This window comes from Asaia siamensis, from assembly GCF_014635085.1.
GTDB lineage: Bacteria > Pseudomonadota > Alphaproteobacteria > Acetobacterales > Acetobacteraceae > Asaia > Asaia siamensis.
The window spans coordinates 596,738-621,399 of record NZ_BMCH01000001.1 but is presented as its reverse complement, the minus strand read 5'-3'; the positions used below and the strand labels follow the sequence as shown (position 1 = coordinate 621,399).

The 24,662-nt window shown below is 61.0% G+C and carries 22 protein-coding genes and 1 tRNA gene; 12 read left to right on the top strand and 11 right to left on the bottom strand.

The genetic code is table 11. From position 1 onward, the window contains the following. Window positions 1–107: 107 nt before the first annotated feature. The 3 genes from IEV53_RS02630 to IEV53_RS02620 all read right to left on the bottom strand — a co-directional run bounded on the left by IEV53_RS02630 (window position 108) and on the right by IEV53_RS02620 (window position 2,896). The gene (locus IEV53_RS02630; protein ID WP_371869815.1) at window positions 108–899 is read right to left on the bottom strand and encodes a DNA-methyltransferase; all 792 of its coding nucleotides are present in this window, start codon (window positions 897–899) and stop codon (window positions 108–110) included. A gap of 68 nt (window positions 900–967) precedes the next feature. Next, window positions 968–2,122 (bottom strand): murein transglycosylase A, encoded by a 1,155-nt coding sequence (mltA, locus tag IEV53_RS02625; RefSeq protein ID WP_188425200.1) that lies wholly within the window; start codon window positions 2,120–2,122, stop codon window positions 968–970. A gap of 87 nt (window positions 2,123–2,209) precedes the next feature. After that, window positions 2,210–2,896: a Tim44/TimA family putative adaptor protein gene (locus tag IEV53_RS02620; RefSeq protein ID WP_229719536.1), complete on the bottom strand. Its 687-nt coding sequence runs from the start codon at window positions 2,894–2,896 to the stop codon at window positions 2,210–2,212. Here IEV53_RS02620 and IEV53_RS02615 point away from each other — a divergent pair. Further along, entirely contained in the window at window positions 2,890–3,066 is a 177-nt protein-coding gene (locus tag IEV53_RS02615; protein ID WP_188425198.1) for a hypothetical protein, read from the top strand. The genes IEV53_RS02620 and IEV53_RS02615 overlap by 7 nt on opposite strands. Before the next feature lie 58 nt (window positions 3,067–3,124). Further along, window positions 3,125–3,643, top strand: coding sequence for a protein-export chaperone SecB (gene secB / locus IEV53_RS02610; protein WP_188425197.1), 519 nt, complete (start codon window positions 3,125–3,127; stop codon window positions 3,641–3,643). A gap of 341 nt (window positions 3,644–3,984) precedes the next feature. Here secB and IEV53_RS02605 read toward each other — a convergent pair. From IEV53_RS02605 to tsaD, 3 genes are all read right to left on the bottom strand, one after another. Continuing rightward, a tRNA-Ser gene (locus IEV53_RS02605) sits at window positions 3,985–4,074 on the bottom strand. A gap of 111 nt (window positions 4,075–4,185) precedes the next feature. Beyond that, on the bottom strand, window positions 4,186–4,449 hold the full coding sequence (locus tag IEV53_RS02600) for a hypothetical protein (RefSeq protein ID WP_188425196.1): 264 nt from the start codon (window positions 4,447–4,449) through the stop codon (window positions 4,186–4,188). Window positions 4,450–4,459: 10 nt separating this feature from the next. Then, the gene (gene tsaD, locus IEV53_RS02595; RefSeq protein WP_188425195.1) at window positions 4,460–5,542 is read right to left on the bottom strand and encodes a tRNA (adenosine(37)-N6)-threonylcarbamoyltransferase complex transferase subunit TsaD; all 1,083 of its coding nucleotides are present in this window, start codon (window positions 5,540–5,542) and stop codon (window positions 4,460–4,462) included. A gap of 79 nt (window positions 5,543–5,621) precedes the next feature. Here tsaD and hemC point away from each other — a divergent pair, with 79 nt between their 5' ends. Genes hemC through IEV53_RS02570 form a run of 5 tightly spaced genes read left to right on the top strand, consistent with a single transcriptional unit; the run spans window position 5,622 to window position 10,012 of the window. Beyond that, entirely contained in the window at window positions 5,622–6,740 is a 1,119-nt protein-coding gene (gene hemC, locus IEV53_RS02590; RefSeq protein WP_371869814.1) for a hydroxymethylbilane synthase, read from the top strand. Further along, window positions 6,733–7,479 (top strand): uroporphyrinogen-III synthase, encoded by a 747-nt coding sequence (locus IEV53_RS02585; protein WP_188425194.1) that lies wholly within the window; start codon window positions 6,733–6,735, stop codon window positions 7,477–7,479. Before hemC ends, IEV53_RS02585 begins: the two co-directional genes overlap by 8 nt. Further along, complete coding sequence (locus IEV53_RS02580) at window positions 7,476–8,309, top strand: 23S rRNA (adenine(2030)-N(6))-methyltransferase RlmJ (RefSeq protein ID WP_188425193.1); 834 nt, start codon at window positions 7,476–7,478, stop codon at window positions 8,307–8,309. Before IEV53_RS02585 ends, IEV53_RS02580 begins: the two co-directional genes overlap by 4 nt. Next, a complete protein-coding gene (locus tag IEV53_RS02575) occupies window positions 8,309–9,274 on the top strand; it encodes an NAD(P)H-dependent glycerol-3-phosphate dehydrogenase (protein ID WP_188425407.1) in 966 nt (321 codons plus the stop codon). The genes IEV53_RS02580 and IEV53_RS02575 overlap by 1 nt, the downstream gene beginning before the upstream one ends. 24 nt (window positions 9,275–9,298) lie before the next feature. Continuing rightward, entirely contained in the window at window positions 9,299–10,012 is a 714-nt protein-coding gene (locus tag IEV53_RS02570; protein WP_188425192.1) for a TylF/MycF/NovP-related O-methyltransferase, read from the top strand. A 73-nt stretch (window positions 10,013–10,085) separates the two neighbouring features. On the opposite strand, the gene IEV53_RS02565 is transcribed toward IEV53_RS02570, so the two are convergent. Further along, entirely contained in the window at window positions 10,086–10,985 is a 900-nt protein-coding gene (locus IEV53_RS02565; RefSeq protein ID WP_188425191.1) for an MIP/aquaporin family protein, read from the bottom strand. An 84-nt stretch (window positions 10,986–11,069) separates the two neighbouring features. After that, complete coding sequence (locus IEV53_RS02560; RefSeq protein WP_188425190.1) at window positions 11,070–12,311, bottom strand: NupC/NupG family nucleoside CNT transporter; 1,242 nt, start codon at window positions 12,309–12,311, stop codon at window positions 11,070–11,072. 212 nt (window positions 12,312–12,523) lie between these two features. Here IEV53_RS02560 and IEV53_RS02555 point away from each other — a divergent pair, with 212 nt between their 5' ends. Beyond that, entirely contained in the window at window positions 12,524–13,012 is a 489-nt protein-coding gene (locus IEV53_RS02555) for a glutathione peroxidase (RefSeq protein ID WP_188425189.1), read from the top strand. 28 nt (window positions 13,013–13,040) lie between these two features. On the opposite strand, the gene IEV53_RS02550 is transcribed toward IEV53_RS02555, so the two are convergent. Further along, window positions 13,041–13,679, bottom strand: coding sequence for a LysE family translocator (locus IEV53_RS02550; RefSeq protein ID WP_188425188.1), 639 nt, complete (start codon window positions 13,677–13,679; stop codon window positions 13,041–13,043). A gap of 460 nt (window positions 13,680–14,139) precedes the next feature. Between IEV53_RS02550 and murJ the strand changes: the two genes are divergently transcribed. From murJ to IEV53_RS02535, 3 genes are all read left to right on the top strand, one after another. Continuing rightward, complete coding sequence (murJ, locus tag IEV53_RS02545; protein ID WP_188425187.1) at window positions 14,140–15,699, top strand: murein biosynthesis integral membrane protein MurJ; 1,560 nt, start codon at window positions 14,140–14,142, stop codon at window positions 15,697–15,699. A 153-nt stretch (window positions 15,700–15,852) separates the two neighbouring features. Continuing rightward, window positions 15,853–18,498, top strand: coding sequence for a DNA mismatch repair protein MutS (gene mutS / locus IEV53_RS02540; RefSeq protein WP_229719489.1), 2,646 nt, complete (start codon window positions 15,853–15,855; stop codon window positions 18,496–18,498). A gap of 49 nt (window positions 18,499–18,547) precedes the next feature. Next, window positions 18,548–21,355: a [protein-PII] uridylyltransferase gene (locus tag IEV53_RS02535; RefSeq protein ID WP_188425186.1), complete on the top strand. Its 2,808-nt coding sequence runs from the start codon at window positions 18,548–18,550 to the stop codon at window positions 21,353–21,355. Here the strand turns inward: IEV53_RS02535 and IEV53_RS02530 are convergent. After that, window positions 21,335–23,029 (bottom strand): tetratricopeptide repeat protein, encoded by a 1,695-nt coding sequence (locus tag IEV53_RS02530; protein ID WP_188425185.1) that lies wholly within the window; start codon window positions 23,027–23,029, stop codon window positions 21,335–21,337. The genes IEV53_RS02535 and IEV53_RS02530 overlap by 21 nt on opposite strands. A 57-nt stretch (window positions 23,030–23,086) precedes the next feature. Next, on the bottom strand, window positions 23,087–23,437 hold the full coding sequence (locus IEV53_RS02525) for a DUF3147 family protein (RefSeq protein WP_188425184.1): 351 nt from the start codon (window positions 23,435–23,437) through the stop codon (window positions 23,087–23,089). A 130-nt stretch (window positions 23,438–23,567) separates the two neighbouring features. On the opposite strand from IEV53_RS02525, the gene IEV53_RS02520 reads away from it, so the two are divergent. Then, entirely contained in the window at window positions 23,568–24,647 is a 1,080-nt protein-coding gene (locus tag IEV53_RS02520; protein ID WP_188425183.1) for an L-dopachrome tautomerase-related protein, read from the top strand. The last annotated feature ends 15 nt before the right edge of the window (window positions 24,648–24,662 follow it).

Here is a 24,662-nt window from a genome sequence, read left to right as displayed (position 1 = left end):
TGACGTTTACGACACAGCATGTCTAAGTGATGTTTCCGATCAGATTGAACGGTTTTACCGATACAAACATAGCGCGGTTATGTCGCAGCTCGTGTGACAGATATCGGCTACTCGTAGGGAGACCCATTCAGATCACCGTCGAGATCCAGCTCCTCGTCCAGACTACGGCGGAGACGGCGTCGTGCGACAGCGACATAACGGGTATCGATATCGATACCCACCCCTCGCACGCCGAGTTCCTGCGCGGCGACGAGGCTCGTACCCGTTCCCATGAACGGGTCCAGAAGCACCGTATTCTCATCATAGCCGTGAAGGGTCATGCACGCTGTGGGCAGAGCCACAGGAAAAGTACCGGGATGCAGGAATTTCTCGCGCTTGTGCCGCACGGTTTCATAGGGGATGAACCACGTGTTGCCGCGACAGCGACGGTCCACGGCATGACGGCGGCGCGAGATATTGGTCTTGTCGGTAAAGGGAACACCCGCAGCCAGACGCTGCAATCTGACATCCCCCTTATGGGTCAGATGAAAGATATGCTCGTGATTATGATTGATGAAACGCGTCGAATTGACCGGTTTGAAATGGCCGTAAGTCTTCTCTTCAATCGACACCGATTTGATCCACACAATATGGTTCTGCAGGACAAACAGGTCACGCAGCCGGGTGATCAGTTCGAAGGGCAACCAGGGCTGCGAGGATGACCCGGCAACATTGAGGAAGAACGAGCCCCCGGGCTTCAGCAGACGCGCGATCTGGGCACAAACCGTCTGCATCCAGCCGATATAATCCTGCTCGGCCAGACTGTCTTTATAGGTGCGGTAGGCAATCCCGATATTATAGGGCGGCGAGGTGACGACGATATCGACCGATGCGCTCTCCATGCGGCGCATAACATTCATGGCGTCACCCCTGATCAGGGCATGACGACCTATCGCTTCTCGCCTTGCCCTGACTTTTTCCTGCGTCATCAGGCTGGCGGGTGTGGCAACAGAACGATCATGCGACCATGGCTGCGCATCTTGCCTGCCAGGCGTTCAGCGTCTTCGCCCCAGCCCGTGAATAGATCGGCATGATCAGCGCCCTTGATGTCGCTCCCGACATCCTGACCAAAGGTGAGATGCATCCAGTGCCCCTCACCGCCATTTGCCTCAGGCAAATGGGTATCAACCCAGATCGGTGCCCCCATCGGCAGCAGGCTGCGGTCAATAGCAACAGAACGCCCGGGCGTGAGCGGCACGCCCATGGCGCCTGGCGCCCCACGGTCCAGCGGAATCGTATCGACACGTTTGAAAAACACGTAGTCCGGGTTCTGCTCCATGACGTCCTGCGCCCTGTCGGGATGAGCAGCAAGCCAGTTCTTGAGGCTTTGCAGCGAGACGTCCTCGGCCGCCATCTCGCCATTTCTGACCAGAACGCGCCCGATCGGCACATAGGGCGCGCCGTTCTTGGCGGCAAAGCCGACACGACGCACCGAGCCATCTGTCATGACGAGGCGGCCTGAGCCTTGGATCTGCAGAAAGAACAGATCTTCAGGCGAACGCAGCCAGGCGATTTCGAGCCCACGCCCGGACAGCGCTCCATGATCGATTTCAGCCCGGGTGTAATAGGGGACGAATTTGCCGCCTTCCCACCGCCCCGTCACCCAGTCACCAGCCGTATCCCTGGTGTGGATCAGATCGTTAGGCTGCTCATAGAGTGGGGTCTGGAACGCCTCTGTCCTGACCGACGATGCATAAATCTGCGGCTCATAATAGCCGGTAAACAACGCGTCATTCGAAACGAGATAAGGCGCAAACCATTGCTCGAAATATCTGCGCGCTGCGTCGCGCGTGTTTTCAACGCTCTGAAGCGCTGTGCAGGCTCCGTGCCACTCACCGGCAATACTGCCATTAGGAATTGTGCCCGCAGCACCTCCCAGATGGGTTTCGGGCGGCAGGCGCATGAGGCGCTGACATTCCGTGCGCAGCTGCGGCAGCAGGGTCTCCGGGCTCTCGGCCGACCAGCCATCAAGCATGGCATAGGTAAGCGGCGTAAGCTGGAGTGGGGCTTCCGATTGCGGCTCGGCACAGGATGAGAGAAGGGCAAGGCTGAGCCCAAGGGAAAGACGAGAAACTATGTTCATGGCAAACCGAGTTTGTCGTGCGTCCCGCAAGACGCAGCTTTTCTGGAGCAATGTCAGGAGGCGTTCCGGCTTCCTGACGTCACGATGTCAGGCTGCGCGTGCCGCAGCCAGATGCCAGGTCGAGGGCGGCAGACCGGGGCCGCTTTCGCTTTCGAACTGCCACAGATCTGAAAACTCTGTGACAGATTCGGTCCCGATCAAAGGCTGACCATCGACATCGTTCAGGATACTGATCTGACGCGAGACGATCTGCACATCAATCCGGGCTTTTTCATGTCCATTGATACGACTGAAAAATGCGTCGACGATTGCGAGGCTGTTGATCCCTACGATTTCGGTGCGCTGCTTCTGCTGCGCCGCTTCGCGAGCCACAATAGCCGCGTCAAACCCGGCGAAAGCATCCGGCGTCAGATAGCTACGCAGGGTTGCGCGATCACCCTCTGCAAAAGCTGCCACGACAGCGCGAAAAGCCTTTTGCGTGTTTTCCAGAAAAACTTCCGACCTGAAGCCAGGCTGGGACACGGCAATCTCGCCCAGAATCTGCCCCACGCGCGTGGAGGGCTGGGGAATGTCGAAGCGCGCGCTCGGTTCCTCGACCACAGGCTGAGGCACGTCAACTCTTCCTTGCCCTTGCGGCATGGGCATGGGCCCGGCAGCTTCCTGCCCACCGACATCGACCCGCCGGCCAAGTACGGCGCGCAGGCGCCAGACCAGGACGAGGCTCAACAACGCAAAGATGACGATGTCGTACGGAATGTTCTCTAGGAATGACATCACGATTTCAGCTTCTTGCTATTCTTGATCTCGAAGGGCATGCCCCCTTGGTAGAGCGGCTTCACCGACCGCACAACACCCCCACAGGGCGCCAGAGCCGGATCGTGGTCACAATCGCGCAGAAACTGACGAAGAGTTGGCGTGTGAAAGGGATCATGCTACCGGCTTGAAGGCACGAAATGCAGCCGATTTCGGCTGTGTGTAATATGACTCTGATTGCGAGGCTCCATGTCCGATACCGCCCAGAACCCGGCAACCGAGCAGGGTAACCCGCCTGCCCTGCCCCTGTCGGTCAACCTGCAATACACCAAGGATCTCTCTTTCGAGGTTCCGGCAGGCGCCGCAATTTTCGCAACCCTTCGCTCGGCACCGCAGATCTCCGTCAATATCGACGTGCAGGCCAACCGCCTTGAAGAAGCCCAGCCGGTTTTCGAGGTGGCCCTCGCCATCCGCGCCGAAGCAACAGAATCGCCCGAGAACGAAGGTGGCCAGCCTGGCCGTACCGTGTTCATTGCTGAACTGACCTATGCCGCCATCGTCACCCTGACCGATGCCCCGGCAGAACTGGTTGAGCCGATCCTCCTCGTTGAAGTGCCGCGCCTCATCTTCCCGTATGTGCGCAGCATCATCAGCGATGTCACGCGCGATGGCGGCTTCCCGCCGATCGTGCTGCAGCCGATCGATTTCGTTGCACTCTGGCAGGCCAAGCGCGCCCAGCAGTTCCCCGAGACCGCAGGCAACGCCTGAAGATACTTTCTGTCAGGCGGCAAGACCGCCTGACAGGTTCCACCGTGACGCTCGCCGGGTCATGAAAGGCAGTCACTCTGACTGAACCGTCCCATTCGCGAGAGCACGCATTTGGCGGGCAGAATGCCAACTACGCCAATCTGAAAATCAGCCGATGACTCTCTGGATACATCTCAGCGTATCAAGGGCCCTTGGGAGAAAATTACGCGGTACCGGCAAAGAGCCGAACAGCAAAACGTACTGACCGGGCTACCCTCGTCAGAATCTGTCGTGCCGTTGAACGATCCTACGGGAAGAAGGAACACTGCGAACGTAGCGTCAGAACGCTCTTTCCCAGCTCATGGCGGAGAGGGTGGGATTCGAACCCACGGTACGCTTGCACGCACGGCGGTTTTCAAGACCGCTGCCTTCAACCACTCGGCCACCTCTCCCGCATCGCAGGAGCGAACTCTCTGCGGCAAGAGCCGCCTCTTTGCCTCTTTTCGCACGTCTGTGCAAGAGGGCTGGCAGAACCATTTTTCGAGAGAGACGCCCGAGCGAATTCAGCCGAGCAGGTGAAACCTGTCGATCAACCACCAAAGCGTAACAATCAAAAGAACGCCCACAACCAGACAGGGCAGGATAATCGAAAACAGAAAGCTGCTTACCGTTTGCGCTGGCTCCGCAATACCCGCCTGTTCTTCCATTTCATTCGCCGTTTCATCGGCATTGAACCAGGCGTCATCTTCTCTTGTCACGGCAGCTTCCTTTTTTCCTTGCTTTTGACCGCAGATAAGCAGGTTTTCCGCTAAGGGAACACCCGACAAGAGATGCGCTTTACATGGCGTTCCCGGGCGGGACCATTTCGGTCAGCGGCCAACGAGGCCTTGGCGCCGTTGGAATGCCGTCCTCAAGCGCCTGACCGGCATCCTGATACGCCCGGATCGTCTCAAGAGCGGCCCAGCCAACCATGACGGCATTATCCGTACAGAACCGGAGAGGAGGTGCCACAAAAGGAATACCCGCTTCGTCAGCCAAGGCTTCGAGAGCCGTGCGAATGGCCCCATTGGCTGCGACACCGCCAGCAACGACAAGGCTCTGCGCCTTCGGGAGCAAGGCAAGCGCGTGACGCGCCCTGTCCGCCATGACATCGCACACGCAGCGCTGGAAACTTGCGGCGATATCGGCAGCAACCGGGCGTGGCAGTGCCTCCATTCCGTAGGGGGCGATCTGTCTGGCGACCGCCGTCTTGAGGCCCGAGAATGAGAAATCACACCCCTCGCGCCCCATCAGCGGTCGCGGCAAGGCAACCGCATCAGAGTGTCCCTCGCGCGCCAGTCTTTCCAGGGCCGGACCACCGGGCCAGCCGAGGCCAAGCATCTTGGCAACCTTGTCGAAAGCCTCACCGGCGGCATCGTCGATCGTGCCACCTAGTTTTTCGTAATCCCCGATACCTTTCACGGCGATGCACTGACAATGGCCACCGGAGACAAGCAGCAAAAGATACGGAAATTTAATATCATGCGCGAACAGACCCGGCAGACGAGCGGTAAGCGCATGGGCCTCTATATGATTGACCGCCAGGAACGGCCGACCCAGAGCGACGGCAAGCCCTTTCGCGTAGTTGCTGCCGACAATCAGACCACCGATCAGCCCAGGTCCGGTGCAGGCGGCAAAAGCCCCGACCTCCGCGAGTGCCAGACCTGATTTTCCCAGCGTTTCCGCCACGATATCAGGGAGCAGCGCCAGATGGGCACGCGCAGCGATTTCGGGCACAACACCCCCCAGAGCCGCATGGCCGGACTGGGTATGAACCGTCTCGGCCAGAATGGCCCCCTCAGGGCTGAGAATGGCGCATGCGGTCTCGTCGCAGGTCGTTTCAATCGCGAGAATGGGTGAGGTTAAGGAAAAAATCGCCATCGCCCCTGATAACCCGATGCAACGCATGATGCGAGCCGTCTCTTTTCACGGGTCACGCGGTGGAGTAGCAAGATCAGCCATGAAACAGATGACGATGCCCGAAGCGCTCATGTCCCAGAGCCTGCAATTACAACAGGTCGCTGCCGAAGCCATGCGCCGTCAGGCCTCGCCTCATCCCCCCACCTCACGTCACTCCCTGCCCTTGCGTGTCGGCACGCGCGGGTCGCCGCTCGCCCTGGTCCAGACGCGCGCCTTCCTGACCCGCCTGACCCGCTTCTGCCCACTTCTGCGCGACATGGGCGCGTTTCAGGAACACCCGATCAATACGACAGGTGATCAGGTGCAGTCCCGTCTCCTCGCCGAGATCGGCGGCAAGGGGCTGTTCGCCAAGGAGATCCACGAGGCGCTTCTTGCCCGGCAGATCGACTTTGCCGTCCACAGCCTCAAGGACCTCGAAACCACCCTTCCCGCTGGTCTGACGCTCGCCTGCACGCTCAAGCGTGAAGATGCACGCGACGTGCTGATTCTGAGCCCTGCCCTGCGTGAGAAGGCCAAGGCGCTCGTTGCCGAGGGGCATTCTCCGCTCGATGCCCTGCCTTTCGGCGCCCATATCGGCTGCGCTTCGGTCAGACGTCAGGCCCAGCTGCTGCATCGCCGTCCCGATCTGCGCTTTGGCCTTCTGCGTGGCAACGTGCAGACCCGTCTCGACAAGCTGGCAGGCGGTGCCTGCGATGCGACATTGCTCGCTCTGGCCGGACTGCGCCGTCTGGGCATGGAAGATCGTGCCGATCTGATTCTCGACCCTGCCCTAATGATCCCCGCTGCCGGTCAGGGCATTGTCGGCGTGACCGTGCGCGAGGAAGATCGCGAGCTGCTCGATCTGCTTTCCGCCATCGAAGACCCCGAAGCCCGCGCCGTTGCCACGGCAGAGCGTGCCCTGCTGGAGGTGCTCGACGGCTCGTGCCGCACCCCGATCGGTGGCTATGCGCGCCTGCGCACCAAAGCCCAGCCGGGCGGCAGGGGGCATTTCGGCGATCGTGAGCTGGTTCTGACCGGACTTGTGGCGCGCGAGGATGGTTCGTTCCATCTCCAGCGCGAGATCTGCGGCGAGCCAACCGAGGCTCTGCGTCTGGGGCGCGAGCTGGGCCTGTCCCTGCGCGCCGATTCTCCTGACGATATCTTCCAGGATCATGGCTGACCTCTTACGACGCACGGTTCTGGTCACCCGCCCTGAGCCGGGGCTGAGCGATACTGGCCTGGCGCTGGAGCGTCTGGGATGGGAGCCCTGCCTGGCTCCAATGCTCCGGGTTCACCCCCTGCCCATGAAGCCGTCAGGCGCGGTCGACCGGGTGGTCATAACGAGTGGCCAGAGTCTTCAGGCGTTGCAGGCAGCCCTCCCCTTTACAACACCCCTCACAGCGGTCGGGGCACGTACGGCTGAGCGCGCCAGAACGCTGGGCTTTACCAATGTCGATTACGCCGAGGGCACGGCACACTCTCTGGTTGGCCATCTCGGCAAGGCTGGCATACGCAACAGGGTGCTGCTTGCCACAGGTGAGAAACTTGGCGGAGAGCTTGCGATCGAGCTCAGGATGAATGGCTGGCATGTCACACGCCGTGTCGTTTATCGCACCGAGACGACCGGCGCCCTCACCCCGGCAGCACGCAGCCTTATCGAACAGGAACGCGTGGCGGCGATCCTGTTTTATTCAGCGGCCACGGCACGCGCCTTTCTCGATGCTTTCGGCGCCGAGCGTAGGCTGCTAGGTTCGGTTCGCGCTCTGGCGCTTTCTCCCGCCATCGGCAGAACGCTTGACGCAGCCCCCTTCAGCCAGATCGCCATCGCCCCTCGTCCGGAACAACAAGCCCTTCTCGCTCTTCTCGGCCCCCTTCCGACAAGCGACATAGATATTGCAGGGAGGCAAATCGCGCCTTGAATTACCGCCACGCCTATCACGCGGGCAATTTTGCCGACATGATGAAGCACGGACTGATGCTCGTCATCCTGCGCCACCTTCTGCGCAAGCCAGCTGGCTTCTGCGTGCTCGACACACATTCCGGCTGCGGCGTTTATGATCTCGATTCAATCGAGGCCCAGAAGACCGGCGAATGGCGCGATGGTATTGGCCGGTTCGAGACGATCCCAGAGGGGCCGGAGGAACTGGTTGATTACCTGACCAGCATCGAGGCACTGGGCGCGCCTGCCCGCTATCCTGGCTCACCAAGCCTCATTGCGTCGCTGCTGCGTCCGCAGGATCGACTGATCTGCTGCGAATTGCATCCGGAAGATGCGTCGACTCTCAGGCGCAATTTCCGTCAGCAGAGTCAGGTTGCCGTGCATGAGCGTGATGGCTATGGCGCGCTCAAGGCCTTTCTGCCGCCGCGTGACCTCAAACGCGGCCTGATCCTGATAGACCCGCCTTTTGAACAGGGCGATGAATTCGCAAGGCTGGCTGACGCAATCCAGACGAGCCGCAAGCTCTTCCCAATGGGCATTGTCGCAGCGTGGTATCCCATCAAGCATCGCGCGCCGGTGCGGCAATTCCATGCTTCACTGCGCGATGCCGGCTTGCGTGATCTGCTCGATTGCAGTCTGCTGCTGCGCCCCCCTACCGATCCGACACGCCTGAATGGCTGCGGGCTGCTGGTGGCTTCTCCTCCCTATCGCTTTGAGGAACAGGCCCAGACCTTGCTCGACGCGCTTCTGCCGGTCCTTGCGCCCGATGGAGAAGGCAGCGTTGAAATCAGACGGATCGTGGAAGAATGATGTCAGCCAACGTCCCCCATATTGCCGTTATCGGGGCCGGGGCCTGGGGCATCGCCCTTGCCTGTGCCGCATCGCGAACCGGAGCCCGTGTGTCGCTCTGGTCTCGCTCTCCCGTTCCCGCAGGGTGCCGCGCCCTGCCCCGCCTTCCAGCCGTGACACTGCCCGATACGGTCGAGCTGGTCACGACACTACCCGAACATGCCGATCTCATGCTCATCGTCGTGCCCATGCAGACCCTGAGAGAGATTGCACCAAGACTCCCCGGAAACGCGCCGCTCATTGCCTGTTGCAAGGGGCTTGAGCTTGGCACTGGCGCTCTGCCGCTGGATATCCTAGCCGAAACACAGCCCGGGCGGCCCTGCGCTGTTCTCTCCGGGCCGAATTTTGCAATCGAGGTTGCCAGGGGAGCACCCGCGGCCGCGACGATCGCGGCCGAGTCTCTGGACGACGCCCATCGCTATGTCTCGATGCTCTCTTCCCCTCATTTCAGGCTCTATGCGAGCGACGATCCGATCGGCGTGCAGATTGCAGGCGCCGCCAAAAATGTGGTGGCCATCGGGGCGGGCATCGCTATCGGGGCAGGACTGGGCGAGAATGCCCGCGCCGCCCTGATTACCCGTGCCATCGTCGAGATCGGGCGCCTGGCATCCGCCATGGGGGGACGCGCTGCCACGATTGCCGGACTGAGCGGTCTGGGCGATCTTATTCTGACCTGCACCGGAGCGGGCTCGCGCAATTACAGTCTCGGGCTCGAACTCGGTCAGGGGGCCACCCTCGCCGACATCCTAAAAACACGCAGCACTGTCGCTGAAGGGGTAGCCACCGCCCCGGCTCTCGCCGCCACGGCCACAAAGCTGGGGATCTCCATGCCGATCGTCGAGACCGTTTCCGCCTTTCTGGATGGCGCCATAGATCTTGCCCAGGCAAGGAAATCGCTCCTCGAACGGCCAATCACGGTCGAATGAAAAGAAGCCGAAAAGGACAAGACCATGTGGATGCGTAATGAGGCCATGCGCCGTTTCGTGAGCCGGAACCGTTTCGTGCGTTTCCTCACCTTCGGTGTGCATAGCGCCATGCAGATGCGCCTGCTGAGCGGGCACAAGCACCCGGTCACCTTGCGACGCCTCAGCAAGGCCCGCGCGGGCACGGACTCCCTTCTGAGCAGTGACGAGGCCTTCGTGCTTCATGAACTGGCTCAGGCCCAGTCTGTCTATGAGGGCGATCTGGCCGAATTCGGCGTCTATCGCGGCGCGTCGGCAGAGCTGCTCTGCATGGTCAAGGCGCATCGCACGCTGCATCTCTTCGACACGTTCGAGGGTCTGCCCGACCCCAAGGGGAAAGAAGGCAAGGTTTTCATCAAGGGCGAGTTCTGCGGCACGCTTGAGAGCGTCAAACGCAAGCTGGCAGGCTATGAGAATGTGGCCTTCCACCCCGGTTTCTTTCCGGATTCAGCTGCTGATCTGGGCGATGAGCGCTACAGCTTCGTGCATCTCGACGTCGATCTCTATGAGGCAACACTGGCGGGTCTAGCCTATTTCTACCCGCGCATGATTCCGGGTGGCATCATCCTGACCCATGATTATTCGATCATCGATGGTGTTTCGCAGGCCTTTGCGGAATTCCTGGCCGACAAGCCGGAGCATGTCATCGAGTTGCCGACCACCCAGGCCATGATCATACGCAGCGCACAGCCGTCTTCCTGACAGCCTGATCTTCGGCCTGACGGACCGCCCTCCTGCGGGCCGTCCCACGCCGGTGGGTCAGGCGAACTCCCCGTCAGCCGAACCAGCGTCGCAACAGATGCGGCCAGAAATAGGGGGCTCGGCCATCATGGCCGAAATAGGCCAGCCGGGCTTCATGAAGATGAACGCGCCCAAACGCTTCGGCCCTTATCAGAAACAGCATGACGGCGGCCCCGGCAAAAGGGCCGCATAGATACACCCAGAAATCCTGCCAGGCACCACTGAACAGGGCTGGTCCTAGGCTACGGGCGAGATTCGTGCTGTCTCCTGAAAGCCAGGCCTCAAAGGGGTTCAGCACGAAAAATACTGGCCCGGTCATCCAGGCGGCAAAGGGACGTAGCGCCTGACGGGCGCCACAGGTCAACACCACTGCCACCAGAATAGCCGTTGTGCAGATCTCGCCGATAAAAGCCCACCAGGACGGCGCCAACGGCCACGGTATGGTCGATGCGAAGTGGCCAGCATCACACCACTGCCCCCATCGAGGCCAGATCAGACCGCTGGCAGCGACAAGTCCGGTGCCAAGAACAGCACCAGCAAGCTGCGCAAACATGTAGAAGAGCATATCCGTCACTGCCAGCCGCTTACCGAGACAAAAGGCCAGACTGATCGACGGGCTCATATGTGCACCGCTGACACGACCGAAAGGCGACAGGGCCGCCATTGTCGCGCTCAGACCGAAAACGAGACCTTCAAGTGCTGTCAGAAGATTGGGCCAGTGCGCCAGCGCCTTCGCGACGGGACTGAGTGGTGAGCCGATGGCAACATTGCTGCAGATACCGCCAATTAGCAGCAAAGCCGTTGCCCAGAATTCACAGACATAAAGCCTCGGGTGCAGTGCATGACCCGGTGCTGGCAGGCCCGAAAGCGGCCTGTCTTCGGGGTGCGGATAGAGCGCATGCGGTCGCTGTTCAGCTACCGGGTGTTCTCCCATGACCCTGACTTACTCCCTGCTGTTATCACCTGTTACGCTCCGGGCCGCTTCGCCCGGTAGAGGGAGTAACTGAACAAGCAGGCGTCAGGCCGCAATAAACAGCCCCGTGATAGCCGCGCTCATGAGGTTGGACAACGTGCCCGCAATTACGCAGCGCGACGCAATGGTGGCGATCTCGGTACGGCGCTCGGGCGCGACGCTGCCGAACCCGCCAATAAGGATGCCGACACTCGAAAAATTCGAGAAACCGCACAAGGCGACAGAGACGATAGCCAGATCGTGCCCTGAGAGGGTGTGGGCATGAATGAGCGGCGAGAGGCTCACATAGGCCACAAATTCATTGAAGGCGATTTTCTGCCCCAGAAAACCGCCAATCAGCGACGCCTCTGACCAGGGAATGCCGATCAGCCAGGCAAGAGGGGCCATCAACGTGCCAAGAACGGTCGAGAGACTGAGCCCAGGCAAATGCACCAAAGACCCGAGCCCGTGCAGCAACCCATCGAGCAATGCCGTGATACCCACAAAAGCCACCAGCACGGCCCCGACCGCAAAAGCGACCCGGGCACCACTCATGGCTCCCTCTGCAAGCGCATCGAAAACACCACTGGTTTCCAGCACAGCCCTGGGCATGGGTTCGTGCCCGGCATGGGCGTCTTCCGGCATCGGCCAAAGAAGCTTGGAAAAAAGCAGCCCTCCCGGAATGGCCATGAAGGACGCTGCGAGCAGATAATGCATTGGCACACCAAGCCCCGCATAACCGGCCAGCACCGAGCCTGAGACCGATGCCGTGCCGGAACTCATGATGGTAAACAGCTCGGAGCGTCGCAGCTTCCCCATATAGGGGCGCAAGACGACGGGCATTTCGCTCTGGCCGAGAAACACCGTCATGACGGCCGAAAAGGATTCCAGCGCGCTTGTACCAAGCAGGCGGCGCAGCCCCTGCCCCACCGCACGCGCAATGGCCTGCATTACGCCCCAGTGATAAAGCAGGGCGATAATGGCAGAGACATAAACAATGGCAGGCAACACCTGAAACGCGAAGACAAAGCTATCCTGACCGAAAAGCGTCTCCATTTTCGGGCTGACCAGACCGCCAAAAAGAAAATGCGTGCCAACCTGACCGTAGGACAGAACATCTCCCACCCCATCTGCCAGCATCCCGAAGAATCGACGCCCCCAGGGCACAAAAAGCGCCAGCGCACCGATCGCACATTGCAGCGCGAGGGCTATGGCTGCCTGACGGTAATCGATAGCTTTGCGATTGCTCGACAAAAGAACACCCAGCGCCACGAGCACCGCAATACCGATCACACCGCGCAGCGACATCAATGCGCCTTCATTCTCTGACCGTTTCCGCTCGGGTATCGATCCCGAAACAGAAAACCTCTTTGTTAACAACGCCCTGGAACGCCACTTCCCCGGCGAGCGGGACGTACCGTTGGCGAAACGGAAAGATACACTCTGTCGGGATGCTTGCGTAGTGTCCAGTGGAAAGCCACATTGAAGATCCGGCTTACGACACGGCGCGACGGAATATCATGACCAGCAGCTTCTACGATCTCGACATCCCGGCCCTCTGCGGCGAACCCATTTCAATGGCAGATTTCAAGGGCAAGGTCGTCCTGATCGCCAACACGGCCTCGAAATGCGGTTTTACACCGCAATATGAGGGGCTTCAGCACCTCTGGAGCCATTATGGCAAGAACGGTCTGGTCGTGCTTGGTGTGCCGAGCAATGATTTTGGACAGCAGGAGCCGGGCACGGCCTCCGAGATCCAGACCAGCTGCTCACGCAATTACGGGGTCAGCTTCCCCATGGCTGCAAAATCGCATGTGAAGGGCAAAGACGCCATCCCGCTCTTCCGCTGGCTTGCCGCGCAAGGGGGGATGCTGTCTCTGCCACGCTGGAATTTCTATAAATATGTCGTGTCACGAGACGGCAAGCTGACCAACTGGTTCACGCCCCTGACGTCGCCCGATTCAGGCCGGATGAAAGCCTCGATCCAGCGCGCCATGATGGATCGCTGAAAGAGAGAGGCAGCCAAGGGGCGCCCTTTCAGCCCTGGCGCTCAAGTGCCAGCTTCAGGCCGAACGCCACGAAAATCCCCCCTGTCGCACGGTCCAGCGTCCTGACGATGGAAGGGCGCGACAGGAAGGCGCCCAGAGGCGCCGTCATAACAATGAGCAGCGAGAACCAGCTCAAGGTCAGCAGCACCTGAATACCCGCCAGCAGTAGCGAGAACGTCACCACATTGGCTTCGTGTGGAATGAATTGCGGCAGAAAGGTAATGAAGAAAATGCCGACCTTGGGGTTCAGGAGGTTGGTCAGCAGGCCCTGACGGAAGCATTGCGCGCCCGACAGACGATTGACACGCCCCCCTGATTCGACCGCCTGAGCGGCCGTGCGAGGACGGATCAGCAAGCGCACACCAATCCAGAAAAGATAGAGCGCGCCGACCCATTTGACGATCAGAAAGCCGATCGTCGATGCTGCGAGCAGTGCTGTCAGACCAAAAGCCGCGCCCAGCCCCCAGACGAAAAGCCCGAGCGTAATGCCAAGCGCTGCACAAAAACCGGTGCGCACACCTGACACGGTGCTGGTGCGCAGCACGAAGGCGGTATCGAGACCCGGCACCAGTGTGAAGACACCCGCAGCGAGAACAAAACTCGTCAGAGAAAGAATGATGGGGCTCATATCCGTGTGCCTCGATAGCTCTGGTGCAGAAAAGCGCGCTGCTCGCGTTATGCGCTGAATCTCACCGTTTGCACCTGCTGGCACAAATAAGGAGACCCGGCATCCCGGCAACCGCCCGGGCGCAGTGCTTTCTGCCAGAGAGCCGACAGGATCGCAATTTCCACGATCAGCCCGTATCGGGAACGCATACTGGCCAGGTCGCCGTGCAGTGAGGCGTCTGGAAAGGACGTTTTGACGCGTGTCCGTGAAAAAACCTGACCTGCGAAGTGAACAAAAGGCAGAGAGACGCAAAACCGCCATAATCTACCGTGATTTACAAACTCCTGATGGCGCGCGGTTTTCCGAGCTGGAGCCTCGTCTTTCCAAAATGCAACAAGCCTGTGCCTGGCCATGGCACATCGCCTCGCTTGCGTCTAAACAGGCGCGCTCCTGATGTTTGTTTTTTGACTGGAAGCCCGGAATGCTCCGTAACCTGATCACCGTTGGTGGTTGGACCATGCTGTCCCGTATCCTCGGTCTGGTGCGCGACCAGCTTCTTGCGGCGTTTCTCGGTGCTGGCCCGGTTCAGGACGCCTATCAGATCGCATTTCGCCTTCCCAACATGTTTCGCCGCCTCTTCGGCGAAGGGGCCTTCAATGCGGCCTTCGTCCCGCTTTTCACCGAGCGCCTGACCACAAGGGGCGAAGAGGATGCGACGCGTTTCGCGTCCCAGGCACTGGGGTGCCTGAGCGCCTGGCTGCTTGGTGTGACCATCCTGGGCGAGGTGTTCATGCCCTGGATCATCGAACTGATTGCGCCGGGTTTCGATCATGCTGGCGGGCGTTTCGAGCTCGCCGTTCACCTGACACGCATCACTTTTCCCTATCTCCTGCTGATCTGCACCGCAGCGCTTGTGGCGGGGGTGTTGAATGGGCTGCATCGTTTTTCGATGGCTGCCGGGGCCTATGTGTCTTTCAACATCGTCGGCATAGCCGCCATTCTGCTTGGCGCACTGGTCTTTAACGATACCGCCACCTGGACGGCTATCGGCATCACGTTTTCCGGTTTTGTGCAGCTTGGGCTGCTTCTCTGGTCGGTCCGGCGCGCAGGAATGCGTCTTTCCCTGCCGAGACCGCGCCTGACACCCGAAATGCGCGACATGCTGCGCCGCCTCTGGCCCGGGCTTGTCGGCTCGGGCGCGACACAGCTCAATCTGACCGTCGATACGCTCATTTCAACGCTTCTGCCTGCCGGGTCGATCTCGTGGCTGTACTTTGCCGACCGCGTAAATCAACTGCCGCTTGGCGTACTGGGGGCCGCTGCGGGCACGACGCTCCTTCCGGTTCTGACCCGTCACGTCGCGGCCTGTGACAACAAGGGAGGGCAGCAAACGCTCAACCGCGCCATCGACTATGCGGCAATTCTCACCTTCCCCGCCTGTTTCGGCCTTCTGGCTCTGGCACCTGAAATCATGGCAACGCTTTTCGGCTACGGGAAATTCACCACAGGAGATGCCCTGTCTTCGGCGCAGTCGCTGCGCGCCTATGCCCTGGGCCTGCCCGCCTTCATCATGATCAAAGTGCTGTCCCCCGGGTTTTTCGCCCATGGCGACACCAGAACGCCAGTCAAGATCGGCTTCATCACTATAGCGCTCAATCTTGCACTTAATCTGATGCTCTATCGTCCGCTGGCCCATGTCGGGCCACCGCTCGCCAGCACCATCGCAGCACTCGTCAATCTCGGTTTTCTGGCTGTCATCCTGCACAGACGCGATGTGTTCTGCCCTGATCGGGCGCTGATGCAGCGCCTGCTGCGCATCATGGCGGCATCGCTGCTGATGGCGCTTGTGACCATTGCGCTCACTCGCTTCTTCGCCCCCGGCCTCGTGATGTGGCATGGACTGATCCGGGCGGCCATGCTCGGTCTGATGATGGCGCTTGCGGGTATTGTCTATCTGGTGGCGCTCTGGGCGTTGGGCATCAGCCAGCCCCAGCGCCTGCTGAACCGCCTGCTGCGGCGCAAACGGGGCGCGCAGCCGTGATACGCCTGCACCGCGCACCCATTTCCTGACCATATCGTCAAGCGTTGCGAAATTATCATGGCTTGGGTGACATCGCCGCCCGGGGCATGACGGGGTGTTCACAGTCGGGCATAGGGCCGCTAGAATTCCGCTCATGTGGCGAGTTTCCCCCTCATGACGACCCCGGAGATTACCGGCATTATCCCATCTTCCGAGGGCGCAACCCCGGCGATGGCGCAGTGGTTTGCGCTCAAGGCGCAGGAGCCCGATGCCCTTCTGTTTTTCCGTATGGGCGATTTTTACGAGCTGTTTTTTGCCGATGCCGAAACTGCCGCCATGGCGCTCGATATCAGCCTCACCACGCGCGGCAAGCATAACGAAACGCCTATCCCGATGTGTGGCGTGCCGGTCGCCGCTGCTCCGGCCTATCTCGCAAGGCTGATACGTCGCGGTTTTCGCGTGGCGGTGGCCGAGCAGACCGAACAGGCAAGAAAACCGGGGGAACCACCCCAGAAGGGCCCGCTCGCCCGCGCCATCGTGCGCCTGGTGACCCCCGGCACACTGACAGAGGAAGAACTGCTTGAGGCGGGTCGTCAGAACCTGCTTCTCGCTCTGGCAACCCCTGCGAAAAAAACGCGCGGCTCTGCACCCTGCGGGGCGGCGTGGATCGATATCTCGACGGGGTCTTTCGAAACGGCCGCGTTCTCGCAAAACCAGGTCGAAGAACTGCTCGCACGGCTCGACCCATCCGAAATTCTCGCCGATCCCGCGCTGGTGCCTGACCCGTTTTCTGCCCGTGTCGCCCCCAGCATCACCCTGCCCGGGCTCGAGACTGCCCGATCGCGCATGGCCGAGGCTTTCGATGTCGCGCAGATCAGCATACTGGGCGATTTCACCGACGAGGAAATCCGCGCCGGTGCCCTGATCCTGGATTATGTCAGACGCAGCCAGGCAGGCACGATGCCCCGCATCGCACGCCCCCTGCGCCGGGACGATTCGGAAACGCTTGGCCTCGATCCGGCAACACGCGCCAGCCTCGATCTGGTTCAGGCGCGGGACGGCACCACCACCCACACGCTTCTTGCCTCGGTCGATCGCTGTGCAAGCGCGGCGGGCCAACGGCTTCTGGCGCAATGGATTGCTGCCCCCTCAACCGAGCTGACACTGATCCAGGGGCGTCAGGCCGCCTGGCGCTGGATTGCGGGGCAGCCAGGGCTGATCGAAACCCTGACACCTCTTCTCAAGAAAGCGCCCGATCTCGCCCGGGCGCTCGGTCGCCTCTCGACCGGTCGCGGCCTTCCACGCGATCTGGCAGCGACGCGCGATCTGCTTCAGGCTGCCGATGCCCTTGTTGCGGTATTGGAGCCACTCTGTACCGAGTCCACACCGCCCCTCATCCGCTCGCTTTTCGCCGGTCTTTATGGTCGCGCCGATGCGTTGCTGGACACGCTGGAAAAGGCGCTGGCCGAGAGCCTGCCAGCCCGCATCGAGGATGGTGGCACCATCGCGACCGGCTTCGATGCCGATCTGGACCGCTATCGTGGCCTGCGCGACGACAGCAAACGCACGCTTGCCGCCATGCAGCAGCGCTATGCCGAGCAGTTCAATGTCGCGACACTCAAGATCAAGCATCACGCGCAACTCGGCTACATCATTGAGACCTCAGCGCTGCACGGCGCGAAGCTGCGCGATCGGCCTGAGCTTTCCTTCCGTCAGGGAACAGCCAATCTGGTGCGGTTCACCACTGACGAGTTGCTCGAACTCGACCGCGCCATTCTCGAAGCCGCTGACCGCGCGTCGGCCACCGAGCGTCGCCTGTTTGCTGCCCTCGTCGCCCAAACCGTTTCTCACCCGGCCCTGCCCGAACTGGCCGCACTTTTTGCCACGGCCGACGTGCTGACCGGCTGCGCAAAACTGGCCCAGGGCGGTTCGTGGTGCAGCCCGGAGATGACGCAGGATCAGGAGTTTGAGCTCAAATCCTGCCGTCACCCGGTGGTTGAGGCCGCTTTGGGGCGGGCAACTCGCTTCATCCCCAATGACTGCTCCCTTCCCCCCTCACAGCGTGTCATGTTGTTGACGGGGCCGAACATGGCGGGCAAATCGACCTTCCTGCGTCAGACGGCTCTGGCCGTCATTCTGGCGCAGGCCGGGCTGCCCGTTCCGGCGGAAAAAGCGCGAATCGGTATCGTCGACCGGCTGTTTTCCCGTGTCGGCGCTGCCGATGATCTGGCAAGAGGTCGTTCGACCTTCATGGTCGAGATGACCGAAACCGCCGCCATCCTCCGCCAGGCAGGGCCGCGCTCTCTGGTCGTTGTCGATGAGATCGGTCGCGGCACATCGACCCTCGATGGTCTTGCCATTGCCTGGGCAACGCTCGAGGCGCTGCACTCCCAGCTCGGGTCACGGACTATTTTCGCGACCCATTTTCACGAGCTATGCAGCCTGTCTGATTCAATGCCACGCCTGACGCCCTATACGATGGCTGTGCGCGAATGGCAGGGCGACGTCGTGTTCCAGCATGAAGTCCGCAAAGGCTCTGCCCGGAAAAGCTGGGGCGTGCATGTTGCCCAGCTTGCCGGTGTGCCCATGCCCGTGGTGCAGCGCGCCACGCGCCTGCTTGCCGCTCTCGAGCGCGATCAGGGCAAAAGCGTGCCGCAACTGCCCTTGTTCGAGACGATCGCCTCGCCGCCAGACGAGCCGGACTGCCTGCGCGAAGCCCTTGAAGCGCTCGACCCCGACTCGCTTTCACCCAAGGCTGCGCTCGAAGCGCTTTATGCGTTACGCAAACTTGCGCTTGAAACAAAGAACGATTTGACCTGATGATGGTCATTCCTGGTTTTCTGCAACGCCCCCATAGTTACGGATCTTAATGCGCGAACCGATCTCCCTCCAAGAAACCGACATGCAGGCCGCCCTTGCCGCAGCACTCGACCGTGCGCGTCAGGCAGATGGCACTGTATCGCGCGAGGATGCCGTCAGTATTTTCCGCCGCCATATCGGACGTCACCAGGGCGAGATCCGTCGGCTGTTCGAAGGGCGCCAGCTCAAGGGCATCGCAGCGGCATCGACACTCGCGCAATTGATGGATGGCGCCATAGCAAGCCTGTTTGCACTGGCGCGCATCATGACCAGGGCACCCGATTCAGGACTATGCCTCTGCGCGACCGGGGGATTCGGCGCCGGGCTTCTGGCGCCCTATAGCGACATCGACCTTCTGTTTCTGACAGGCGAGAACCCCGCCCCCGAGACCACCGCTCAGGTGGAATACATGCTCTATTTCCTGTGGGATCTGGGCGTACGGGTCGGCCATGCCACACGATCGATCGAGGGCTGTCTTGAAGCCGCGCGCGAAGACCTGACCATACGCACCACGCTGCTCGATGCCCGGCGTATTGTGGGGGATGACACGCTTTTCGCCGATTTCGGCGTCCGCTTCAGCAAGCGTGAGGAAGCAGCACTCTCTTTTATCCATGACAAGATCGATGAACGCGAGAAACGTCATAAACGGTTCGGCGACAACCCTTACATGGTTGAGCCGAACATCAAGGAAGGGCGCGGCGGCCTGCGCGACCTGCAGACCCTGAACTGGATGACCAGGGTTCTGCAAGACAATGACGGTCTGAACCCGGCATCGACACTCAAACCTCACGAACCCGCTTTCACCACTCTGGGTCTTCTGACCGAACAGGAAGCCAACCGCGCCAGACGCGCCTGGAACTTCCTCTGGACCATCAGGCTCCATCTTCATTACATCGCCGGTCGCGCCGATGAACGTCTCGCTTTTGACGTGCAGCCCGTTATTGGTGGCCGCATGGGCTATGCGGGCCATGGGCGCCAGCAGGGCGTCGAGCGCTTCATGCGTCATTATTTCCTCACCACGCGTGAGGTGATGCGCCTGAGCCGAATTCTCGAGCCCAGCATCATGCAGCGCCTTCAGGGGCCAATTCGTGAAGCCCCTTATCACGGCCCCAGCCTGAGCGCGGACGACGCCACTCATTTCCGTCTGATCAACGAGCAGATCGCCCCCGCTGATGCGGCCTGCTTCGACAGCGAGCCCCGCCTGATGGTGAAGATGCTCGATGCCGCCTTTCGCGAAAATCTGGTTCTTCACCCCACGGCCATTCAGCAGCTCATCCGCAATGAGCGCCGCATTGCCTCGCTGCGCGAAGACCCGCTCACCATGCAGGTCTTTCTCGCCCTGCTGATGCAGCCTACGGAAATGAACCGCGAGCATGCCCGCCCGAGCGGGGCAGACTGGCTGACCATCCTCAACGATACCGGGTTTCTGGGGGCGCTGCTGCCGGACTGGTCACGTATCGTCGGCCAGATGCAGTTCGACACCTATCACATCTATACAGTCGACGAGCATAATATCGAGGCCGTGCGCATGCTCGGCTGGATCGAAGCGGGCGCCATGGCCGATGAGATCCCGCTCGTTTACGAACTGGCACGGGACATGCAGTCGCGCCGTGCCATGTATGTTGCGACACTGCTTCACGACATCGCCAAGGGGCGCGGGGGTGATCATTCTGTGCTGGGTGCCGAAGTTGCCCAGCAGGTCTGCCCGCAACTCGGCCTCGATGCCGAAGAGACCGAAACGGTATCCTGGCTGATCCTGCATCACCTCCTGCTCAGCCAGACCGCCTTCCGGCGCGATATCGACGATCCGCGCACCATTCTCGATCTTGCAGATATCATCCAGTCGCCGGAGCGCCTGCGCCTGCTTCTGCTGCTGACGATCGCCGATATGCGTGCTGTCAGCCCCAATGTCTGGAATGCCTGGAAAGCGACGCTGCTGCGGGAGCTTTATTCACGCGTTGCCGAGGTGCTTGAGGGTGGCCTTGCCGCAACAGAACGCGACGAGCGTGTGAGCCATGCCAAGGAACTGGTCCGTGACGGTCTCGTCCAGCAGGGTATCGCAGACGAACAAGCCGACCATTTTCTATCGCTCGGCTATGCAGGTTATTGGCTCGGTTTTGACGCCGATACCCATATCCGCCACGCCCGTCTGGTGCTGGACTCCGAAGTCCATTCGGCTCCCCTCACCATCGAGGCAACGCCCATCCCGCAGCGCGACGTGACGGAAATCACGATTTTCAGCGCCGATCATTCCGGGCTCTTCTCGCAGATCGCGGGCGGGCTTGCCGTGGCGGGTGCCTCCATTGTGGATGCGCGCATCCACACGCTCAGCGACGGCATGGCCCTCGATACATTCTGGGTGCAGGACGGCAATGGCCGCGCTTTCGAGACACCGCTGCAACTCGTCCGACTGAACAGTCTGATTGAACAGGCGCTCTCAAGCCGCCTCGCCATCGGCGACGAACTTGGGCGTCTGTCAGATCAGCGCACAGCGCGGCGCATGCGGGCCATCCATGTGCCTTCACGCGTGGTGATCGATAATCGTGCCTCTGAAAGACATACGATCATCGAGATAAACGGACGCGATCGCCCCGGCCTGCTTTATGACATCACCCGCACGATCAGCGAGCAGTCATTGCAGATCTCCTCGGCCCATATCACGACCTATGGAATGCGCGCCGTGGACGTTTTCTATGTGCGCGATCTGGTCGGACTGAAGGTCACATCAGACAGCCGCATGGCCGAGATCCGCACGGCGCTTATTGCCACGCTGAGCGGAGACGACACGAACCACCCGTCAAAGCCCGTCGCAGCCTGATCTTTCCCGCAGGGCTTCTGCAACACGAGCGATCACCGGGGGCCATGCCTGAGCCGGGGGCAGCAACCCCTCGGGCCTGAAAATGCGTGTCTGCTGATACCAGTCAGGCCCCTGCCAGCGCCAGTCTCCACCCTCACGGTCGAGCAGCCAGAGCGGCACGCCCATAGCCCCGGCCAGATGTGCCAGCATGGTATCAACGCCTATCACCCTCTCGCAGCGCGCCAGGGCATGCGCTGTCTCGACGAGGGTTGCGCCACCCCCCGGCATCATGCCTTCAGGTGCTGCGTCCTGCTGAAGACTGACAAAAACCAGATCCGCAACGCTCAGGAGCGGCGCGAGCAACTCCGGCTTGAGTGACCGTCTGGCATCAAAGCGATACGTCGCGTTGCCCGCATGGAACACACCGATCCTGCCCGCCTCCCGAACAGAGCCAAAATCGAGATAGGGCGACGGATCGATGTGAGTGACACCCAGAAGGGCTGGCAAACTGAGGAGGGAGCAAGCGAGAGACGCTTCGCCTTCAAGCACGACCCGCCCCGACTGGAGCAGCGGCGTCATGACCGGCATGAAGTCGAGTAAGGACAGTATCTGCTCGGGCAGATTCAGCAAAAGCGGTGCCCGGCGCGCGGCCTCAGGCACAAAACGCAGAAACTGGATCATATCACCCAGACCCTGCTCGGCATCGACCCGCACACGCACATCCGTGGTCTCGCCCAGCCACGGTGTCTCGAAAGGCGTCAGACCCAGAACCTCCCGGCGCGATTCAAAAAGCGCCCATCCTTCGGCAAGGTTACCTGAAGCGAGGGCGAGCATGGAGAGGTTGAAGCCCGCCTGCGCCGACAGCACCCCGCCCCCCTGCATAACGGTACGAAAGACCGTTTCTGCCTCATCGCGCCTGCCCGTCTCGGCCAGTAGCGTGGCCCGGTTGACTGCTACGACGCAATCCTCCGGCGCCAGCTTCACCGCTTGGGCGAAGGCCGCTTCGGCCTTGGTAAAAAGACCCAGCGCCTGACAAACGAGACCGAGATTGTTCAGCGTTCGGGCACTCGGCGTTGCGAGAGTGACTGCTTGTTCAAGCGCCACCAGAGCAGCCTGCATCTCGCCATTCTCGAAGAAGGCCGCGCCGAGATTGGCGAAAGCCATGGCGTCCTGAGGGCAGAGCGCCGCAAGCGCCTGAAAAGCCCCGGTTGCCGCACCGAGACGGCGCTCAGCCATGAGAAATGTCCCATGGCGCATCAGGAGCGACACAGGCTCTCTGGCGAGTGAGAGCGCTTCGGCAAAAACCGACGCTGCTTCATCCTCCTGCCCGCTTCGATAGAGCAGTTCTGAAAGAAAGGCTTTTGCCCTGAACTCGCGCGGTTCGAGCAACAGCACAACCCGACAGGCGGCGAGAGCTTCACGCAGATGCCCCGCCTCATCAAGGGCCGCAGCGAGCGTCAGATGAAACTGGGCCTTCTCATGATCGCCTTCGGCCAGAGTGAGCGCGTGCGCCACGGAAGCAATGGCGGTGCGAGGCTGATTTGTATGGCGGGCGACACAGGCCAGACCGTGCCAGGCCGCTCCACAATCCGGAGCCTCGGCAAGAACCGCACGAAACAAGGCCTCCGCCTGAACGGAGTCGCCTCCTGCAAGATGGGCCAGAGCGGTATTGATGCGCGAGGTGTAGACAGTCATCGACCAATCATGACGGCTCGCGCACGGGCTTACAACCGAGCCGCAACTTCCCTCTGCTCACAAGACAAGGCCAAAGCGCGGGCCAATCCATGTGACCGCCAGATAGAGCATGATGGTCAGCAGACAGCCGAGGCCGAGAGCGAGCCAGAACCCGAGACCATGGCGCAGCAAGGCTGGAATGAGCAGAAACATCGGCAAGGAGGGCAGCACATACCAGAAGGTTGCGCCGGCATGATTGGCCATATTCTCTGCATCGGGTTTTTCAACCCAAAGCCAGATCATGCCCATGACCGATACGAGAGGCAGCGAGGCAATCAAGGCGCCAAAGCCGGGATAACGGCGCGCCAGAGTCGACGCGACAGCGATCAGCACGCCAGACACGGCCGATTTGAGAGCAAGGGCGAGCATCACAGACCTTGTGTGAAGGAGAGAGACAAAAAGGGCAGCCCCCGCGCACAAGACACGACAAAGCGTTCAAAAAACCCCTCGGGAAGCGCAGTCAATCTTGCATGGGGTCCGAATGGGCTTACAAGGAGGCATGGTCGCTTTTCTTCCCAAACTGCGTCGGTCCGCCTGTTGCACAGCGCTTTTCATGCTTGCCCTGACGTTGCGCCCTGCCCCGGCGCAGGCTGCCCATGAACGCCCCTGGCTGGCCGACACCGCCGCCGCACGGATCTCCCAGACCATAAGCCTGCCCGGCAAGGCGCTCTGGCGTCAGGCGCTGCCTCTTGCCGATGGCAGTGTCATCCTTCTGCGCGAGCCAGACACAGATGAAAACGGCCCGTTTCTGGCGCGACTGCCAGCTGGTGCCAGCGAGACGACGCCGCTCATTCTGGTCTGGAGCAGCACGGACGACAAGGCGCGCGGCCCTAAAGGTTTCGCCCCTTCCGCGCTTGCCCGCGATGACAGCGGTACTCTCTGGCTGATTGACCGGGCGACAACCGGGTTCCCGCCGCGCCTGATCCATCTCGACCCGGTTTCGGGCAAGGTGCTTTCAGAACTGGACCTGCCGCCTGAAGCTATCGTGCAGAACACAGCGTTCACCACCCTCGCAGTCCACGGACAGACGGCCTATCTGGCTGATGAGGGCGGGGTGTCGCTCACCATGGTCGATATGGCGCGCCATCAGGCCACGCGCTTCTTTGCCGGCTACCCGACATCGCGTGGCCACCTGCCGCTCACGATTGACCATCATCCGGTCATGGGCACGGATGGCCACCCTCTGACACGCGACATCGCCTATCTTGCCCTCGAAACGAATGGCAAATGGCTCTACGAGCAGGCGCCGACAGGCCCGATCTACCGCCTCTCCACCGATCTGCTGACAGACCCCTCGGTCACTCCTTCGGAACAGATGGAGGGTGTGACGCAATGGCGCGGGACGCCAACCGTGAGCGGCATGACGCTGGACGACAAGGCAACGCTCTATCTGACCGATATCGAGAATGGCAGGCTTTTGAGCTTTGACACGGCACGCCTCCCCCATATTCTTCTGGTCGCGCCACAGCTCGTTCAGGCCGGCATTCCTGGCTGGGCAAGGTCTCGAGGCAATAATGACAAATCCGGGCAGATCTGGGTTCCGGCAGGCCATACGCTTTTGCGCATCGACCTTCCCTGAGCCGCCCTCATGTCA

Coding starts and splice junctions, on each gene's coding strand:
- IEV53_RS02585 (WP_188425194.1), top strand. CDS start 6,733: ATGGCTGACCTCTTACGACGCACGGTTCTGGTCACCCGCCCTGAGCCG.
- IEV53_RS02570 (WP_188425192.1), top strand. CDS start 9,299: ATGTGGATGCGTAATGAGGCCATGCGCCGTTTCGTGAGCCGGAACCGT.
- IEV53_RS02525 (WP_188425184.1), bottom strand. CDS start 23,437: ATGCTCGCCCTTGCTCTCAAATCGGCCGTGTCTGGCGTGCTGATCGCT.
- IEV53_RS02630 (WP_371869815.1), bottom strand. CDS start 899: ATGAATGTTATGCGCCGCATGGAGAGCGCATCGGTCGATATCGTCGTC.
- IEV53_RS02620 (WP_229719536.1), bottom strand. CDS start 2,896: ATGTCATTCCTAGAGAACATTCCGTACGACATCGTCATCTTTGCGTTG.
- hemC (WP_371869814.1), top strand. CDS start 5,622: ATGAAACAGATGACGATGCCCGAAGCGCTCATGTCCCAGAGCCTGCAA.
- IEV53_RS02550 (WP_188425188.1), bottom strand. CDS start 13,679: ATGAGCCCCATCATTCTTTCTCTGACGAGTTTTGTTCTCGCTGCGGGT.
- IEV53_RS02535 (WP_188425186.1), top strand. CDS start 18,548: ATGCGCGAACCGATCTCCCTCCAAGAAACCGACATGCAGGCCGCCCTT.
- IEV53_RS02565 (WP_188425191.1), bottom strand. CDS start 10,985: ATGGGAGAACACCCGGTAGCTGAACAGCGACCGCATGCGCTCTATCCG.
- tsaD (WP_188425195.1), bottom strand. CDS start 5,542: ATGGCGATTTTTTCCTTAACCTCACCCATTCTCGCGATTGAAACGACC.
- IEV53_RS02530 (WP_188425185.1), bottom strand. CDS start 23,029: ATGACTGTCTACACCTCGCGCATCAATACCGCTCTGGCCCATCTTGCA.
- mltA (WP_188425200.1), bottom strand. CDS start 2,122: ATGAACATAGTTTCTCGTCTTTCCCTTGGGCTCAGCCTTGCCCTTCTC.
- mutS (WP_229719489.1), top strand. CDS start 15,853: ATGACGACCCCGGAGATTACCGGCATTATCCCATCTTCCGAGGGCGCA.
- IEV53_RS02560 (WP_188425190.1), bottom strand. CDS start 12,311: ATGTCGCTGCGCGGTGTGATCGGTATTGCGGTGCTCGTGGCGCTGGGT.
- IEV53_RS02555 (WP_188425189.1), top strand. CDS start 12,524: ATGACCAGCAGCTTCTACGATCTCGACATCCCGGCCCTCTGCGGCGAA.
- IEV53_RS02575 (WP_188425407.1), top strand. CDS start 8,309: ATGTCAGCCAACGTCCCCCATATTGCCGTTATCGGGGCCGGGGCCTGG.
- IEV53_RS02520 (WP_188425183.1), top strand. CDS start 23,568: ATGGTCGCTTTTCTTCCCAAACTGCGTCGGTCCGCCTGTTGCACAGCG.
- IEV53_RS02615 (WP_188425198.1), top strand. CDS start 2,890: ATGACATCACGATTTCAGCTTCTTGCTATTCTTGATCTCGAAGGGCAT.
- secB (WP_188425197.1), top strand. CDS start 3,125: ATGTCCGATACCGCCCAGAACCCGGCAACCGAGCAGGGTAACCCGCCT.
- murJ (WP_188425187.1), top strand. CDS start 14,140: ATGCTCCGTAACCTGATCACCGTTGGTGGTTGGACCATGCTGTCCCGT.